The sequence below is a fragment of the Streptomyces sp. ICC4 genome (assembly GCF_003287915.1).
In the GTDB taxonomy this organism is placed as follows: Bacteria; Actinomycetota; Actinomycetes; order Streptomycetales; family Streptomycetaceae; genus Streptomyces; species Streptomyces tritrimontium.
This window is the reverse complement of sequence record NZ_CP030286.1, coordinates 3,350,509-3,364,896: the sequence shown is the minus strand read 5'-3', so window position 1 is coordinate 3,364,896 and position 14,388 is coordinate 3,350,509. Positions and strand designations below refer to the sequence as shown.

General features: G+C 71.4%; 19 protein-coding genes and 1 pseudogene. 12 read left to right on the top strand and 8 right to left on the bottom strand.

The annotated features are described in order from the left end of the window. Window positions 1–117: 117 nt before the first annotated feature. The gene (locus DRB89_RS44545) at window positions 118–1,104 is read right to left on the bottom strand and encodes an MFS transporter (protein WP_239516164.1); all 987 of its coding nucleotides are present in this window, start codon (window positions 1,102–1,104) and stop codon (window positions 118–120) included. Between the two features lie 5 nt (window positions 1,105–1,109). Beyond that, window positions 1,110–2,465 (bottom strand): NAD(P)-binding domain-containing protein, encoded by a 1,356-nt coding sequence (locus DRB89_RS15630; RefSeq protein WP_112463305.1) that lies wholly within the window; start codon window positions 2,463–2,465, stop codon window positions 1,110–1,112. A 227-nt stretch (window positions 2,466–2,692) separates the two neighbouring features. Between DRB89_RS15630 and DRB89_RS15625 the strand changes: the two genes are divergently transcribed. Further along, entirely contained in the window at window positions 2,693–3,052 is a 360-nt protein-coding gene (locus DRB89_RS15625; protein ID WP_112449048.1) for a metalloregulator ArsR/SmtB family transcription factor, read from the top strand. A gap of 125 nt (window positions 3,053–3,177) precedes the next feature. Beyond that, window positions 3,178–3,717 (top strand): DinB family protein, encoded by a 540-nt coding sequence (locus DRB89_RS15620; protein WP_112449047.1) that lies wholly within the window; start codon window positions 3,178–3,180, stop codon window positions 3,715–3,717. Window positions 3,718–3,788: 71 nt separating this feature from the next. On the opposite strand, the gene DRB89_RS15615 is transcribed toward DRB89_RS15620, so the two are convergent. From DRB89_RS15615 to DRB89_RS15605, 3 genes are all read right to left on the bottom strand, one after another. After that, complete coding sequence (locus tag DRB89_RS15615; protein WP_112449046.1) at window positions 3,789–4,070, bottom strand: hypothetical protein; 282 nt, start codon at window positions 4,068–4,070, stop codon at window positions 3,789–3,791. A 233-nt stretch (window positions 4,071–4,303) separates the two neighbouring features. Beyond that, complete coding sequence (locus tag DRB89_RS15610) at window positions 4,304–4,987, bottom strand: aquaporin (protein WP_204357741.1); 684 nt, start codon at window positions 4,985–4,987, stop codon at window positions 4,304–4,306. A 37-nt stretch (window positions 4,988–5,024) separates the two neighbouring features. Beyond that, window positions 5,025–5,339 (bottom strand): metalloregulator ArsR/SmtB family transcription factor, encoded by a 315-nt coding sequence (locus DRB89_RS15605; RefSeq protein ID WP_112449045.1) that lies wholly within the window; start codon window positions 5,337–5,339, stop codon window positions 5,025–5,027. Between the two features lie 193 nt (window positions 5,340–5,532). Here DRB89_RS15605 and DRB89_RS15600 point away from each other — a divergent pair, with 193 nt between their 5' ends. The 3 genes from DRB89_RS15600 (at window position 5,533) to DRB89_RS15590 (ending at window position 8,313) form a co-directional block, all read left to right on the top strand. Continuing rightward, window positions 5,533–5,955, top strand: coding sequence for an arsenate reductase ArsC (locus DRB89_RS15600; protein WP_112449044.1), 423 nt, complete (start codon window positions 5,533–5,535; stop codon window positions 5,953–5,955). A 227-nt stretch (window positions 5,956–6,182) separates the two neighbouring features. After that, a complete protein-coding gene (locus DRB89_RS15595; protein ID WP_204358037.1) occupies window positions 6,183–6,848 on the top strand; it encodes a class I SAM-dependent methyltransferase in 666 nt (221 codons plus the stop codon). 190 nt (window positions 6,849–7,038) lie between these two features. Then, on the top strand, window positions 7,039–8,313 hold the full coding sequence (locus DRB89_RS15590) for an APC family permease (protein WP_112449042.1): 1,275 nt from the start codon (window positions 7,039–7,041) through the stop codon (window positions 8,311–8,313). A gap of 170 nt (window positions 8,314–8,483) precedes the next feature. On the opposite strand, the gene DRB89_RS44540 is transcribed toward DRB89_RS15590, so the two are convergent. Next, window positions 8,484–8,615: a DUF6223 family protein gene (locus DRB89_RS44540; protein WP_239516163.1), complete on the bottom strand. Its 132-nt coding sequence runs from the start codon at window positions 8,613–8,615 to the stop codon at window positions 8,484–8,486. Between DRB89_RS44540 and DRB89_RS15585 the strand changes: the two are divergent. The 3 genes and pseudogenes from DRB89_RS15585 to DRB89_RS15575 all read left to right on the top strand — a co-directional run. Continuing rightward, a pseudogene (locus DRB89_RS15585) lies at window positions 8,583–9,371 on the top strand (sensor histidine kinase); the annotation flags it as partial. The gene DRB89_RS44540 and the pseudogene DRB89_RS15585 sit on opposite strands and share 33 nt — an antisense overlap. Further along, window positions 9,368–10,030: a response regulator transcription factor gene (locus DRB89_RS15580; protein WP_112449041.1), complete on the top strand. Its 663-nt coding sequence runs from the start codon at window positions 9,368–9,370 to the stop codon at window positions 10,028–10,030. The pseudogene DRB89_RS15585 and the gene DRB89_RS15580, both read left to right, overlap by 4 nt. 248 nt (window positions 10,031–10,278) lie before the next feature. After that, a complete protein-coding gene (locus DRB89_RS15575; protein ID WP_112449040.1) occupies window positions 10,279–10,785 on the top strand; it encodes a DoxX family protein in 507 nt (168 codons plus the stop codon). Window positions 10,786–10,817: 32 nt separating this feature from the next. On the opposite strand, the gene DRB89_RS15570 is transcribed toward DRB89_RS15575, so the two are convergent. Both DRB89_RS15570 and DRB89_RS15565 read right to left on the bottom strand, forming a co-directional pair. Next, window positions 10,818–11,249 (bottom strand): heat-shock protein HtpX, encoded by a 432-nt coding sequence (locus DRB89_RS15570; protein WP_112449039.1) that lies wholly within the window; start codon window positions 11,247–11,249, stop codon window positions 10,818–10,820. Between the two features lie 148 nt (window positions 11,250–11,397). Then, window positions 11,398–11,703 carry a PadR family transcriptional regulator gene (locus DRB89_RS15565; protein WP_112449038.1) on the bottom strand — a complete coding sequence of 102 codons (306 nt, stop codon included), beginning with the start codon at window positions 11,701–11,703 and terminating at the stop codon, window positions 11,398–11,400. 230 nt (window positions 11,704–11,933) lie between these two features. Between DRB89_RS15565 and DRB89_RS15560 the strand changes: the two genes are divergently transcribed. The 4 genes from DRB89_RS15560 to DRB89_RS15545 all read left to right on the top strand — a co-directional run bounded on the left by DRB89_RS15560 (window position 11,934) and on the right by DRB89_RS15545 (window position 14,358). Further along, a complete protein-coding gene (locus DRB89_RS15560) occupies window positions 11,934–12,608 on the top strand; it encodes a phosphatase PAP2 family protein (protein ID WP_112449037.1) in 675 nt (224 codons plus the stop codon). A gap of 3 nt (window positions 12,609–12,611) precedes the next feature. Then, window positions 12,612–12,935: a metalloregulator ArsR/SmtB family transcription factor gene (locus DRB89_RS15555; RefSeq protein ID WP_112449036.1), complete on the top strand. Its 324-nt coding sequence runs from the start codon at window positions 12,612–12,614 to the stop codon at window positions 12,933–12,935. A gap of 11 nt (window positions 12,936–12,946) precedes the next feature. After that, window positions 12,947–13,441: a GNAT family N-acetyltransferase gene (locus DRB89_RS15550; protein ID WP_112449035.1), complete on the top strand. Its 495-nt coding sequence runs from the start codon at window positions 12,947–12,949 to the stop codon at window positions 13,439–13,441. Window positions 13,442–13,752: 311 nt separating this feature from the next. Then, entirely contained in the window at window positions 13,753–14,358 is a 606-nt protein-coding gene (locus tag DRB89_RS15545) for a hypothetical protein (protein ID WP_112449034.1), read from the top strand. Window positions 14,359–14,388: the final 30 nt, after the last annotated feature.

Below are 14,388 nucleotides of genomic sequence, written 5' to 3'. Positions count from 1 at the left end.
CCGCGCAGCGCACTCCCGGCCAGGGAATGCCTTGCGAGGAACGGCGGGACCTGATCGCCGGAACGGCACGCGCCAAGGGCCACGTATGGGTCGCGGACCTCGTGCGGGAGCTGGGCGTCAGCCGGATGACGATCCACCGGGACCTCCAGCGGCTGGCCGCGCAGGGCCGGATCCGCCGGATCCGCTCCGGAGCGGCCGCCGCGGCCTGAGCACCACCCCGAGAGCAGGGGCGGGGCACCACCCCACCCCCCGCGGGGGCCCCCCCCCTTTCCCCGCCCCGGTCCCCCTCCCCCCCCCCCGCCCCGCCCCGGCCCCGCCCCCCCCCCCCCCCCGGCCCCCCCCCCGTCCCACCCGCCCCCCCCGGCCCCCGCAGGGGCCGCTCCCTTTACCACACTTACGACCCGGCGCGTCCCCCCACCCCGCCTCGGCCACCCGGCGCAGGTCCCCGGTGGGGACCGCCTCGATCTCGACCCGCAGCGCGTTCGCCGTCGGCGCGCGGCGGCCCATGGGCAGGGCCAGGGCGTGCGCGGGAATGGTGACGGCCGCGAGGATCACGGCGAGTACGGCGTAGGTGGACCGCCAGCTCAGGTGGTCGGCGAGGACTGCGGTGAGCGGCGCGAAGAGCGTGGAGGCGAGGCCGCCGGCCAGCGTGACGACGGTGAGCGCCCGGATCCGGTCCGGACCCCACCAGCGGGTGAGGGCGGCGAAGGCGGGCGGGTAGAAGGTGGACGCCATGGCCACACCCGCGAGGATCCACCCGGCGGTGAAGACGGGGAGGTTGGGGGCGGCGGCGATCACAAGGATCGCGAGGGTGCCGAGGACGGATCCGGTCGTCATGACGGCGCGCGGGCCCCGGCGGTCGAGGATGCGACCGACGGGGACGCCGACCGCCGCCGAGACGAGCAGGGCGAGGGAGAAGGCAGCGGTGGCGGCATGGGTGGACCAGCCGGTGTCGGCGGTCAGGCGCGGGAGGAGGACGGGGAACGCGTAGTAGACGATGCCCCAGCTCGTGATCTGCGTGGCACAGAGCGCGGGCAGGACGGCGCGGGGCCGCGACCGGTCCCCCGTCCCGGTCGCGGCCCCCGTGCTGTGGAGGTCGGTCACGGAGGTCAGCAGCCGCCGGACCGGGCCGGGGCCCCGATGGTGAGGGTGGCCGGGGCGGCGCAGCAGCCACCGCCGGATTCCTCTTCAACGGCCCCGGGCTCGTCGAAGAGGCCCGCGCCACCGCAGACTCCGGTCTCCGGGAGGGTCAGCTCCACCCGCTCGGCGGCCTCGCGGTCACAGGCCAGGGCCGCGGCGATGGAGCGGACCTGCTCGTAGCCGGTCATGGCGAGGAAGGTCGGCGCGCGGCCGTAGCTCTTCATGCCGACGAGGTAGACGTCCTGTTCGGGGTGGGACAGCTCCGTCACTCCGTGGGGGTAGACGGTGCCGCAGGAGTGCTGGTTGGGATCGATCAGCGGGGCCAGTTCGGTGGGGGCCTGGAGGCGCTCGTCGAGGCCGAGGCGGAGCTCGTCCAGGAAGGAGAGGTCGGGGCGGAAGCCGGTGAGGGCGATGACCTCGTCGACCGGGTCCAGTCGGCGGCCGTCCTCGGCGACCAGGACCAGCTGCTCGCCGGTCCTCTCGACGGCGGTGGTGCGGAAGCCGGTGACCGCGTCGGCGTGGCCGGCCTCGACCGCGGCCTTGGCAGCCAGGCCAAGCGCGCCGCGGGCGGGCAGCTGGTCGGCCTCTCCCCCGCCGAAGGTGGAGCCGCTGATCCCGCGCCGCAGGATCCACACGGCGTGTGTCCCGGGCTCGGCCTTCACGAGTTCGGCGAGGTAGGCGAGGGCGGTGAACGCGGAGGCTCCGGAGCCGATGACGGCGGTGCGCCCGCCGGCGTAGCGGGCGCGGACGGCCGGGTCCTTGAGGTCCGGGACTCGGTAGGAGATCCGGCCGGCGGCGGCGCGTTCGCCGAGCGCGGGCAGGCCGTCCCCGCCGAGGGGGCTCGGAGTGGACCAGGTGCCGGACGCATCGACGACAGCCCGGGCGGTGAGCCGCTCCTCGGATCCGTCGGCGAGCGTCACGTGCACGGTGAACGGCTGCGCCTCCCGGTCCACGTCGACAACCCGGTCGCGGCCCAAGCGGGAGACGCCGGTCACGGTGGCGCCGTAGCGGACCCGATCACCGAGGACGTCGGCGAGGGGCTGGAGGTACTGCTCGGCCCAGTCGCCGCCCGTCGGGTACGAGCCACCGTCGGGCGCGGTCCAGCCGGTCGGGGCCAGCAGCTTCTCGGCGGCGGGGTCGACGACCTCGGACCAGGTCGAGAACAGCCGTACGTGCGACCACTCCCGGACGGCCGAGCCGGCCGAACTACCGGCCTCCAGTACCAGCGGCTCGATGCCGCGCTCGACGAGGTGGGCCGCCGCAGCCAGACCGACGGGGCCTGCTCCGATGACCACGACGGGCAGGGCGGTGGTGGATGCGTTCACGACGGACTCCCCTGTTGATTCGACATCTATCGATGACCGGACGCTTCCAGCATGAACCTTGTATCGATGTTCGTCAACATAGACATTCATCAAATCTAAAAGAACGCAGCCGCTGCGCCCCCACGGGCCGCACGGGCCACCCGACGAGCTCGCAGGGGGCCCACCTGGGGCGATGTCGACGCGCCACGCACCTGACCCACTGCTTCGACATGTGTCAACATAGGCGTATGTCGAATGCCAAGGTCCTGCCGCTACCGGAGCCCGAGGCCGTGGCGCCGTGCTGCCCCCCGCTCACCGAGCGCCCCCTGAACGCCGAAGAGGCCGAGCGCACGGCGAAGATGTTCAAGGCACTCGGAGACCCGGTGCGCCTGCGGCTGTTCTCGGCGGTCGCCTCCCACGAGGGAGGCGAGGCCTGCGTGTGCGACATCTCCGACGTCGGCGTCTCCCAGCCGACGGTCTCCCACCACCTGAAGAAGCTCAAGGAAGCGGGACTGCTCTCCTCCGAGCGCCGCGGAACCTGGGTCTACTACCGCGTCGAACCGTCCGTCGTCGCAGCGATGAGTCAGCTCCTCGCGACGGCAAGCTGAACCTCCTCGCCGACACGGCGGCCACCCGCCGACGGCCCGTCGCCTCAAGACGCATTGGCGGCATCCTCAGGGCGAGGCTGTTTCTCCAGACGCGGTCTGCGGTGCAAGGGAACGGAGTGTGTCCCGTGAAAGATGAGCCGCTGGTGGACCGCCGGCTGATCCATGACGAGCTGGAGCGGGTCCGCGCCGAGTTTCATCAGCTCCTCGACGCCGCCACGCCGGCGGACCTGGACTTGCCCACCCAGGAAACTCGCTGGACGAACGAGCAGCTGCTGTTCCACATGCTCTTCGGCTTCATCCTCATCCGGCCGCTGCTGGCCGTGATGCGGATCTTCGGGTGGCTGCCGCGTGGCGCCAGCCGGGTCTTCGCCCGGTTCCTGAACAGCGCGACCAGGCCATTCGATGTCATCAACTTTCTGGGCCCGGTCGGGGCCGTCCGGATCCTCGGGCGCCGGCGGATGGGCGTGACGTTCGACCGAGTCGTCGACGACCTGCACCGCCGCCTCGACACAGCGCCAGAGGCCGCCTTCACTCTGGGGATGCACTACCCCGTCCGGTGGGATCCGTTCTTCCGCGACTTCATGACGGTCACGGACCTCTACCACTACCCGGCCCAGCACTTCGACTTCCACCGGCGCCAGCTCACCCTGCCCGGCCCCCGCTGACACCGCGCGGGTCAGCCGACGCCGACAACGGCGACCGGATCGATCGGGCTCGCCGCAGGCACAGCGCCGGTTCACGCATGGGCCCGCTGCGGCATGGCCTCTTCTCTGCCGTCCATCTCCAGGGTGCAGCGCGGGGTACTGGCCGTATGGGGCAGGTGGACCCGCACCCGGAGGGGCGTCGGGGGCTCGGTGGGCAGTTCGGCATCCAGGATCCAGGATCCCGTCCGGGCGGTGCGACGGCCGAGCTCTTCGCCGTCGACGAGCAGCTCGATCACATGCGGGTGATCCCCATGGATGCTCACCGATACCGAATGACCGGCCCGATCGATGTGGAATTCGTGATGCCTGTCCATGATCGTCTCCCGACGGCCGAGTCTCGGCGCCTTCTCAGTCTCCCTCTACTCGGGCGACCGCGCTGGACCACCGCCCACGGCTGCCTGCGACCGCATCTACTGACCGAGGCCGCCACCGTCCGGCAGGCCGCCGCCCGGACGCGCTGTCCTCATCAGCCGAGCAGCTCTGCGGTCTCACGGCCCTCATCGCGCGGAACGGCCGCCGCCAATCACCACCACATCCGCGCTCATCGTCATGCGGTGGGTGCTCCGGTGGCGGCCTTGCCCCGCATGAAGATGACCGCCACCAGTGCGAGACCGATGACCACGCCGGCCAGTTGGGCGCCGATGAAGGCCGGAACCGAGGCCGGGGCTATCCCCGCGAAGGTGTCGGTGAAGGCGCGGCCGATCGTCACCGCCGGGTTGGCGAACGACGTGGACGAGGTGAACCAGTACGCGGCACCGATGTACGAGGCGACCGCGACCGGCGCGAAGCGGAGACGATCGGTGCGGGCGAGGCCGAAGATCAGCAGGATCAGCCCGGCAGTGGCGACGACCTCGCCGAGGAGGAGGTTCTCGGCGGAGCGGTCGTGGGTGGACCACTTCACCAGCGGCTCGCCGAACATCGCGTCCGCGAGCACCGCGCCCGCGATCGCACCGACGATCTGCGAAGGCACGTACACAGCCGTCTCACGGACGGTGACCCCGGCGCCGTCCCGGCGTGCGGTCCACCACTCGGCCAGGGTGACGGCGGGGTTGAAGTGGGCGCCGGAGACCGGGCCGACCGCGACCAGAGCGGCCGTGCCGACGAGCTCGGAAGCAGCCCTGGCCATGAGAGGCGTACGCGGTGGGGTGGCGCCGGGTGCGGGCTGCGGCGCGCCGGCGGCCGTGACGGCATCCGCTGCGGGGGCGGTGCCGACGGGCTCGGTGGTGGGCAAGAGGGCCCCTCGGGCAGGTGAGGCAGAACGCGGAAGGCTACGGGCAGGACCGCTTGAGGTTCGCTTCGGCGGTGGTGCGCGCGGTCCGGGCGAGATCGGCGAACTGACCGGCGAGCGCTTCGATGACTTCCGGGCGCAGCCGGTAGTAGGTGAACCGTCCGCACGGCTCCGTCTCCACGACCCCGGCATCGCGCAGCACCTTGAGGTGGTTGGAGAGGTTGGTCTGCTTCGCGCCGGTCTCCTCGACCAGGTGCGTGGTGCAGAGCGTCTCCTGCGCGAGGAGGGTCACGATCTGGAGCCTGAGCGGGTCGGCCAGAACCCGGATCAGATCAGTGTCGACTGACGTCATCATGGACTGATAATGTCACATCACCCGGACCTGATGTCAGCCCGGACTGAGTCGTAACCGCGGGGAAGGGGATTCCCGTACCTGCCTCGCCACGTCCCGCACTTCCTGATGAACGCCTGGCGGTACATCCACGGGCTGCCGGGCGACAGGCCGCTACCGCACCACCTGCCGGTCCACTCCGTAAAGGGAAGAACTGATGTCCTCCACCCCGCTCGCGTCCGTGCTGTTCGTCTGTGTCCACAACGCAGGCCGCTCCCAGATGGCCGCCGGCTTCCTGCGCCACCTCGCCGGTGACCGCGTCGAGGTCCGCTCCGCCGGATCCCTGCCCGGCGACCAGGTCAACCCCTCCGCCGTCGCCGCCATGGCCGAGCTGAGCATCGACATCTCCGACCAGAAGCCGAAGGTGCTGACCCCCGAGGCTGTCCAGGCCTCCGACTACGTGATCACCATGGGCTGCGGCGACGCATGCCCGTACTTCCCCGGCAAGACCTACCTCGACTGGCAGCTCGCGGACCCGGCCGGTCAGGGGGTGGAGGCCGTCCGCCCCATCCGCGACGAGATCAAGGGCCTGATCGAGGGCCTCATCGCCGAGGTCGACGCGAAGAAGCAGAAGAGCTGAGCTGCGGCCTCCACGTTCGTCGTCATGATGCGGTCGGCTGCGCGGCGGCCCTCGACGCCGAGCGCCACCTTGCCGCCCTGGCCGACGGCACCTCTGCGGCAAGTCTGCAGACAGTCCCCGCTGCAGTCCGAACCGTCCGGTTCAATGGTCTTGCGCGGTGGTGGCCGCCGCGCAGGGCAGGCCGACGACCTGGCGAAACGCCGGGAGCACAAGGGGAAATGAGCACAGTGGCGTGGAGTGAGCAGGAGCTGGCGGACGCGCAGCGGCGGCATTGGCAGAGCACGTACGGCGCCCACCCGGGGATGTACGGCGAAGAACCCTCCACTCCGGCCGCCCACGCCGCAAAGGCGTTCCGCTCCGGCGATGCGGTGGAGGTACTGGAACTGGGTGCCGGGCACGGGCGCGACGCGCTCTTCTTCGCCCGCGAGGGCTTCACCGTCCTCGCAACCGACTTCAGCGAGACCGGCCTTCAGCAGCTGCGCGATGCCGCCCTCAGCCAAGGCGTCGCGGAGCGGGTGACCACGGCGGTGCATGACGTCCGGGAGCCGCTGCCCCTGGCGGACGACTCCGTGGACGCGGTCTTCGCGCACATGCTCCTGTGCATGGCCCTGTCCACCAAGGAGATCCTGGCCCTGGTGAGCGAGGTCCGCCGCGTGCTGCGGCCCGGCGGCCCCTTCGTCTACACCGTCCGGCACACCGGCGACGCGCACTACGGCGCCGGCACCGATCACGGCGACGACATCTACGAACACGGCGGCTTCGCCGTGCACTTCTTCCCTCGCGACCTGGTCGACGCGCTCGCCGACGGCTGGGCCTTGGACGAAGTCCACGCCTTCGAGGAGGGCGACCTGCCCCGCCGCCTGTGGCGCGTCACCCAGACCTTGTCCCGATAGCGGGTGCAGCGCCTCGCCACGGGATGGCGCTGACCGTCACCCGGAAGCCCCGTAAGCCCCGTAAGCCAACGGGGAATGAACCCTGCGTGACAGCTATGAACTGCGGCGGCCATGCCGCGTGGGCTCAGATATCGTCTCCCGATATCGGATTCCAACAGCGCGGACGGCGCCGCCGTCTAGGGAGTGGGCCATGAGCAAGCCATCAGCCGCAGCGACGCCCGACGAGTTGCAGCGGCGGCTGGGGGTGTCCGACGCGGTGGTGATCGGCCTGGGGTCGATGATCGGCGCGGGGATCTTCGCTGCGCTCGGGCCGGCCGCCGGCGCTGCCGGGTCCGGACTGCTGCTGGGTCTGGCGCTGGCCGCGGTGGTGGCGTACTGCAACGCGACGTCCTCGGCTCGGCTCGCCGCCCGTTACCCCGCTTCCGGCGGCACCTACGTCTACGGCCGCGAGCGGCTGGGCGACTTCTGGGGCTACCTGGCGGGCTGGGCGTTCGTCGTCGGCAAGACCGCCTCCTGCGCGGCGATGGCCCTGACCGTCGGCTCGTACGTCTGGCCCGGGCAGGCCCACGCGGTCGCGGTCGCGGCCGTGGTGGCGCTGACTGCGGTCAACTACGCCGGGGTGCAGAAGTCCGCCTGGTTGACCAGGGCGATCGTCGCCGTGGTCCTGGCGGTGCTGGCCGCCGTGACCGTCGCCCTGTTCACCTCCGGCAGCCCGGACGTCGCCCGGCTGGACATCGGTGACGACGCCACGTTCGGCGGGGTGCTCCAGGCGGCCGGCCTGCTGTTCTTCGCGTTCGCCGGGTACGCGCGCATCGCCACCCTCGGCGAGGAGGTCCGCGACCCGGCCCGCACCATCCCCCGGGCCATCCCGCTCGCGCTCGGCATCACCCTGATCGTCTACACCGTCATCGCCGTTGCGGTCCTGACGGTGCTCGGTCCCGAGCAGTTGGCCGACGCGACCGCCCCGCTGTCCGACGCGGTGCGCGCGGCGGGGGTGGACTGGCTGGTGCCCGTCGTACGGGTCGGGGCCGCGGTGGCCGCGCTGGGCTCGCTCCTGGCCCTGATCCTGGGCATCTCGCGCACCACCCTCGCCATGGCCCGCGACCGGCACCTCCCGCACGCGCTCTCGGCCGTGCACCCGAAGTTCAAGGTGCCCCACCGTGCCGAGCTCGTGGTCGGCGCCGTGGTGGCCGTGCTCGCGGCGACGACCGATGTCCGCGGGGCGATCGGCTTCTCCTCGTTCGGCGTGCTGGTCTACTACGCCGTCGCCAACGCCTCGGCCTGGACGCTCACCCCGGCCGAGGGCCGTCCCGCACGGATCATCCCGGTGGTCGGGCTGGCCGGCTGCCTGGTCCTGGCCTTCGCCCTGCCCATCTCGTCGGTGATCACCGGCGGCGCCGTGCTGGCCGTCGGCGCCGCCGCGTACGGCATCCGCCGCACGGTGACCGCCCGTCGGGAGCCGTAGGCCGGTTACCGACGAGCCTGCCGAAGGCAGGGGCGCATCCTCGTAGGGCGCAGCTCAGCAACCGGCAGACCCGGCCGGGCTCGCCCACCGCGCGGCCGCTGCGGTCCTCATCCGCCAACGGCTGTAGTGATGTTTCCCGAGGCCGACTATCCCCCTCGTGTTCGCTGCGGTCAGCCGGCACGGCGGGAGCGGGCCAGAGCCAGCCCACCGAGGGCCATGCTGATCAGTCCCAACAGCAGCGCCATGAAGGCTCCGCCGCGCTGACAGCTCTCCCCCTCGCGGCCCTGGCCTCGGGCCTGCACGACATGGGCGAGGCGTTGGCGCAGTCCCGAGGCGCCCTTGAGATTGCCTGACTGATCGCGGCCGGCGCCGCGGGCGAGGCGCTGCGGCAGGCGGAGCGGCGGGCGGACGAAGCCGAGCGCACCCGGGAGGAGACCGCGCGGCGTCGCGCCGACGAGGAGCGGCTGCACATCGCGCGGGAGCTGCACGATTCGCTCGTCCACCAGATCTCGATCATCAAGGTGCAGTCCGAAGTCGCCGTCCACCTGGCCCGCAAGCGCGGCGAACAGGTGCCGGAGGCCCTGCTGGCCATCCAGCAGGCCGGTCGTGAGGCGACCCGGGAACTGCGAGCGACCCTTGAGGCGTTGCGCGACGACGACACGAGCCCGCCGCGTGGGCTCGACGATGTCCCGGAACTGGTGGAAGGCGCGCGGATGACTGGCCTGGACGCCAGGCTGACGATCGACGGACGACGACACGACGTGCCGGCCGCGGTCGAACGGACCGTCTACCGGATCGTCCAGGAGTCGCTCACCAACATCGCCCGGCACGCCGCCGCCACTACCGCATCGGTCCACATCGACTACCGCCCGGACGCCCTGACCATTCACATCGAAGACGACGGCAAGGCCACGCCGGGCACCGCCCCGACGCCCGGCGTCGGGCTGCTCGGGATGCGCGAACGAGTCACCGCCCTCGGCGGCCGAATGCGCGCCGAACCACGCGGCGAGGGCGGCTTCACCGTCCAGGCCGAACTCCCCGTGGACCAGACATCATGATCCGTGTCCTGCTGGTCGACGACCAGCCACTCATCCGCAGCGGATTCCGCGCGCTCCTCAACGCCGAAGACGACATCGAGGTGGTGGCCGAAGCCGGCGACGGGAAAGAAGGCCTGGCTCTGGCGAAAGAGCACCTGCCCGACGTCGCGCTCATCGACATCCAGATGCCGGTCATGGACGGCATCGAGGCGACCCGGCTCATCGCCGCCGACCCGGCCCTGGCCGGGGTGCACGTCGTCATCCTGACCAACTACGGCTTGGACGAATACGTCTTCAACGCGCTGCGCGCCGGCGCTGCCGGATTCCTCGTCAAGGACATCGTGCCGGAAGACTTCCTGCACGCCGTACGCGTCGCCGCGCGCGGCGACGCCCTGCTGGCACCGTCGATCACCCGCAAGCTGATCAACAGGTACGTCACCCAGCCGCTCCACACAGCCGCCGGCACCGGGCTGGAAGAGCTGACCAACCGCGAACGCGAGGCCGTCGCCCTGGTCGCGCAGGGCTTGTCCAACGACCAGATCGCCGACCGCATGGTGATCAGCCCGATCACCGCGAAGACCCACATCAACCGGGCCATGGCCAAACTCCACGCCCGAGACCGCGCCCAACTCGTCGTCCTCGCCTACGAATCCGGACTGGTAGCCCCACGCAACTCCTGACATCCGCGGTCCGCGTGCATGCCGGCCGGCCGGCCGGCCGGTGATCCTCTTACTGAACGCCCTCGCAAGCTTCACGAGCTGCGCGTCGCCGCGCCCGCTTCCTCGATGATCGCCGGGGCCCCCGCCGGGAGCCGCAGCCCCACGACGCGCCCAGGCCACGCGGGCGTAGCGCCACCGATGCATCCCTGCCTCGCGGGACGATGTCGCCGACCAGCTACATCCCCGAAGGCGGAGAGGGGCATCTTCCTATGACGCAGCTCAACGACTGGCAGACCCGGCTCATCTCGACCGACGCTCCCGCGGCCGTGGTGCTCATCCGCCTCTACCTCGGGGTGGTGTTCCTCTGTGAGGGCATCTTGAAGTTCCTGCGCCCCGGCGCTCTCGGTACGGGCCGGTTCGACAAGGCCGGTATCCCCGCCCCGGGGTTCTTCGGCCCGCTGGACGGGGTCTTCGAGATCGTCTGCGGCGTACTGATCCTGGTCGGACTGCTGACCCGGCTCGCCGCTGTCCCGATGGTGGTCGACATGGTCGGCGCGCTGCTCATCACCAAGCTGCCGATCCTGTGGGGCAACGCGCCGCTGCTCGCCGGTGCGTCAGGGTGGTGGGACTTCATCCACGAGTCCCGCACCGACCTCGCCCAGCTGTGCGGCAGCCTGTTCCTGCTGATCGTCGGCGCGGGCGCTTATTCGCTCGACGCCCGCCTGCGCCGAGCCGCCGTGACCCCGGCGGCCGAGCCGCAGGTGGCCCGGCGCTGACCACCTGCCTGGTGCCGGCCGATGAGCCCGGCTCACTTCCCGGCTGGGTCCGGTGTGGGCCGAAGGTCTGCGGCGAGGCGCTCGACACGAGCCCGGATGTCGTCACGGATGGCCCGTACTTCGTCGAGGTTCTTACCCGCGACGTCCTCCACCGGCCAGTCCTCGTGCCGCTGTCCGGCCGCCACCGAGACCGCGTCCGCTCCGCTGGTGGTCACCACCACGGCGCTGCTCTGCGCGGTGTCCTCGGTCAGCTGCCGCGGGGTGCGCTCGGACAGGTCGATTCCCACCTCCGCCATCGCCTGCACGACCAGAGGGTTCACCCGCCCACCGGGCGCCGGGCCAGCGGACCGTACGGTCACGCCGTCGCCGGCCAGTTCCTCGAAGAATGCGGCCGCGATCTGCGAGCGCCCCGCGTTGTGCGCACACACGAACAGCACGCTGGGCTGGGGTTCTGTATCCGACATGGTGCGACCTCCCGCGAACATCGGGCCGGCGCCCCGGAGGCACCCAGTGGTCTCGCACCGACGCTACCGGCCAAGTGCCCGCCCTACGGGGGGCCGGACGGCATTGCCACATGCTGTTCATCAGCCTGCCGGAGGGATCTTGACGGCATCAGGAGGCGTCGTCGCCGAGGACTTCGCGGGCCAGCTCCTTGAGCGCCCGCCTGTCATCGGCCAGTGCCTGCTTCCCGGCTTCGGTGGCCCAGTAGACCCGCCGCGTACGGCCGTCGACCACCCGCTGCTCGGAGACCAGCAACCCGTCGGATTCCAGCCGGTGCAGCGTGGGATACATGGTGCCGGGGCTGATCTTGTATCCGTGACCGGCGAGTTCCTCGGTCATCCACGCGCCGTGGATCTCCTGCTCGGCCGCGTGGTGCAGGATGTGCAGCCGCACCGCGCCCCGCTGGAACTCCCGCATCCCGAACACCTCCACACTGCCACCCGCGCAGCGACGAAACCGATATCGGGTTCCGAGTCTACTTCTCCGCACCGCTGACGTCCTCCAGCCCGACCGGCCACCCCGATCAGCCAGGCCGGGTCCGGGCACACTCCCAGCACCCCACCGCCTGAGGAGAGATCGGCGCTATGACCCGCACCAGCACACCCGTCAAGCCGCCAGAACCTACGGAGTCGCCACTCTCGGCCTGGATGGCCCAGCCGTCCGCCAAGACCGCTTTGCTGCTCGCGGGAGCGGCGGGCCTGCTCATCACGCTGGTCGCGGCCGGAGTCCAGCCCGTGTTGCACGTCGACAGGGCTGTGGCCTCGCAGCTTCACGCCGTCGCGCTGGAAGAGCCGGGCTGGACGCATGCCAGCCGGATCCTCACCGACTGGGTGGTCGATCCGTGGACCATGCGCCTGCTCCTTGCCGGTGCCGTGGTGGGTCTGTGGCGGGGCGGGCAACGGCTGGTCGCCGTGTGGGCCGCGTGCGCCTCCGCCGCTGAATGGGTGTTCCGCGGCGTGCTGCGCTGGGCCATCGGGCGTGAACGCCCCCGGTGGGAACAACCCGTCGACTCGGCAGAGTTCGCCGCCATGCCGTCCGGCCACGCCATGACAGCAGCCGCCACGTGCGTACTACTGCTCTGGCTGGCGCGATGTGCCGGCGCGCCCGCGACCGCTCTGCGGATCGGGCTCGCGATGGCCGTTCTCGCAGTCATCACGGCCTGCTTCACACGCGTCTTCCTCGGTGTGCACTGGCTCTCCGACACCCTCGCGGGAGCCCTCCTCGGCACCGCGATGGCGACAGCCGCCGTCGCCGCCTGCCGGGCCGTGATGCGCCCGGCCCGCGCCCTTCCCGACACCGCATCCATCGACTATCGTCGATGATCGATGGATAGGCCGCTGCGACACCCCACCCCCCTGACCCACGAGGACGCGGCCACGTACGCCGGCTGGTTCAAGGCGCTGGCCGACCCCATGCGCGTCCGCCTGCTGCACCTGCTCGCCTCCGAACGACGGCCCATGGCCGTCGGCGAGATCACCATCCGTCTGCCCATCGGCCAGTCGACGGTCTCGCACCACCTCAAGGTTCTGGCGGAGGTCCGCTTCGTGCTGCCCGAACGGCAGGGCACCAGCACCCGCTACGAGGTCAACAGCGCCTGCCTGGACTGCTTCCCCGCCGCCGTCCGCGCGATCATGGGACAACGGCCGTGAAGATCAGGCGGATGACCGCCGGCGACGGTCCCGAGGTCCTGGCCGTCTACCAAGCCGGCATCGACGAAGGCGACGCCACCTTCGAGACGACAGCCCCCGACTGGCCGGCCTTCGACGCCGCCAAGCTGCCCGAGCACCGTTTCGTCGCCACCGACGACAGCGACGCGACGGTCCTGGGCTGGATCGCCGCGAGCGCCGTATCCGACCGCTGCGCGTACGCGGGCGTCGTCGAGCACTCGGTGTACGTGAGCCCGTCGGCGCGGGGCCTCGGCGTCGCCCGCGCCCTCCTCGACGCCCTCATCGCCTCGACCGAAGCCGCGGGCATCTGGACCGTCCAGTCCGGCATCTTCCCCGAGAACACCGCGAGCCTCGCCCTCCATCGCCGCGCCGGGTTCCGCGTCATCGGCATCCGCGAACGCATCGGCTGCCATCACGGCCGCTGGCGCGACGTGGTCCTCCTCGAGCGGCGCAGCACACGCGCAGATCGGCAGGCCCCGGCCACCTAGTGCTGTGGCCGGGAAGGTTTGCCGGGTCGCGGTGTCCGGTGCGGTGCCTCGCAAGGCGGAGGACCACGCCTCGTACTGGACGTACCGGTGTGGTCCGACAACGCGGCGAGGTGCCGTGCCGGGCGCCGCGACCCGGTGAACCTTTCCGGTCACCGGACTAGCGATCCGGGAAAACTGTTCCTCAATTGACAGTTGGGGCCTGGCTGAGACGCAGTGCGATGGATGATGGGCCCGACATGGCCGGAGCCCGTGCAGGAATGCGCTCGTGTCCGCAGCCCGGGTGGCGGAGCGGACGGTGGCTGCGGGCTGCCGTGTTCACGCTGCTCGGCTCGGCATTGGCCGTCATAGGTCACCATCTCGCCTCGGAGGAGCCGGTGTCCGGGCAGCGGGTGGCTGTCGGGGCGGCGGCCGTCTTCGCCACCTCGTGGCTCACGGCCCGCCTGCCCCGGTCCTGGTGGCAGGCGGTCGCGGCCACCGGCATCGCCCAACTCCTGCTGCACTGGGCGCTGTCCGCGCAAACGCCGGTACGCCACGGACAGGCCGAAGCACACGCCGTGGCGCCGGAGATCGGGTACGCGGCACACCACAGTGCGTGGGTGATGACGGCGGCCCACTGCGTGGCCGCATCCGCGATGGCTCTGCTCATGTACCGCGCGGACCAGGTGCTGAGCCGCCTGCCCGAGACGGTGGGCCGATGGGCCGAGACGGCAGTCGCGGCGGCCGGAGCGGCCTTCGGGGTCCGCTGGCGGCCCTGGGCCCGGCCGCGCGCGGCGACCGTACACGTCCCCCTCAACAGCCTTGTCCTAGCGCCGACCGTGACGGCGATGCTCTGTCACGCGGTGGTACGCCGGGGGCCTCCTGCCGGGTGTGCAGGAGACGTTCCCCCGATCCCGGCGGGCTGTGCACCTCCATGGTGAAACCCGCCCCACGTACTGAGAAGGTTGCTC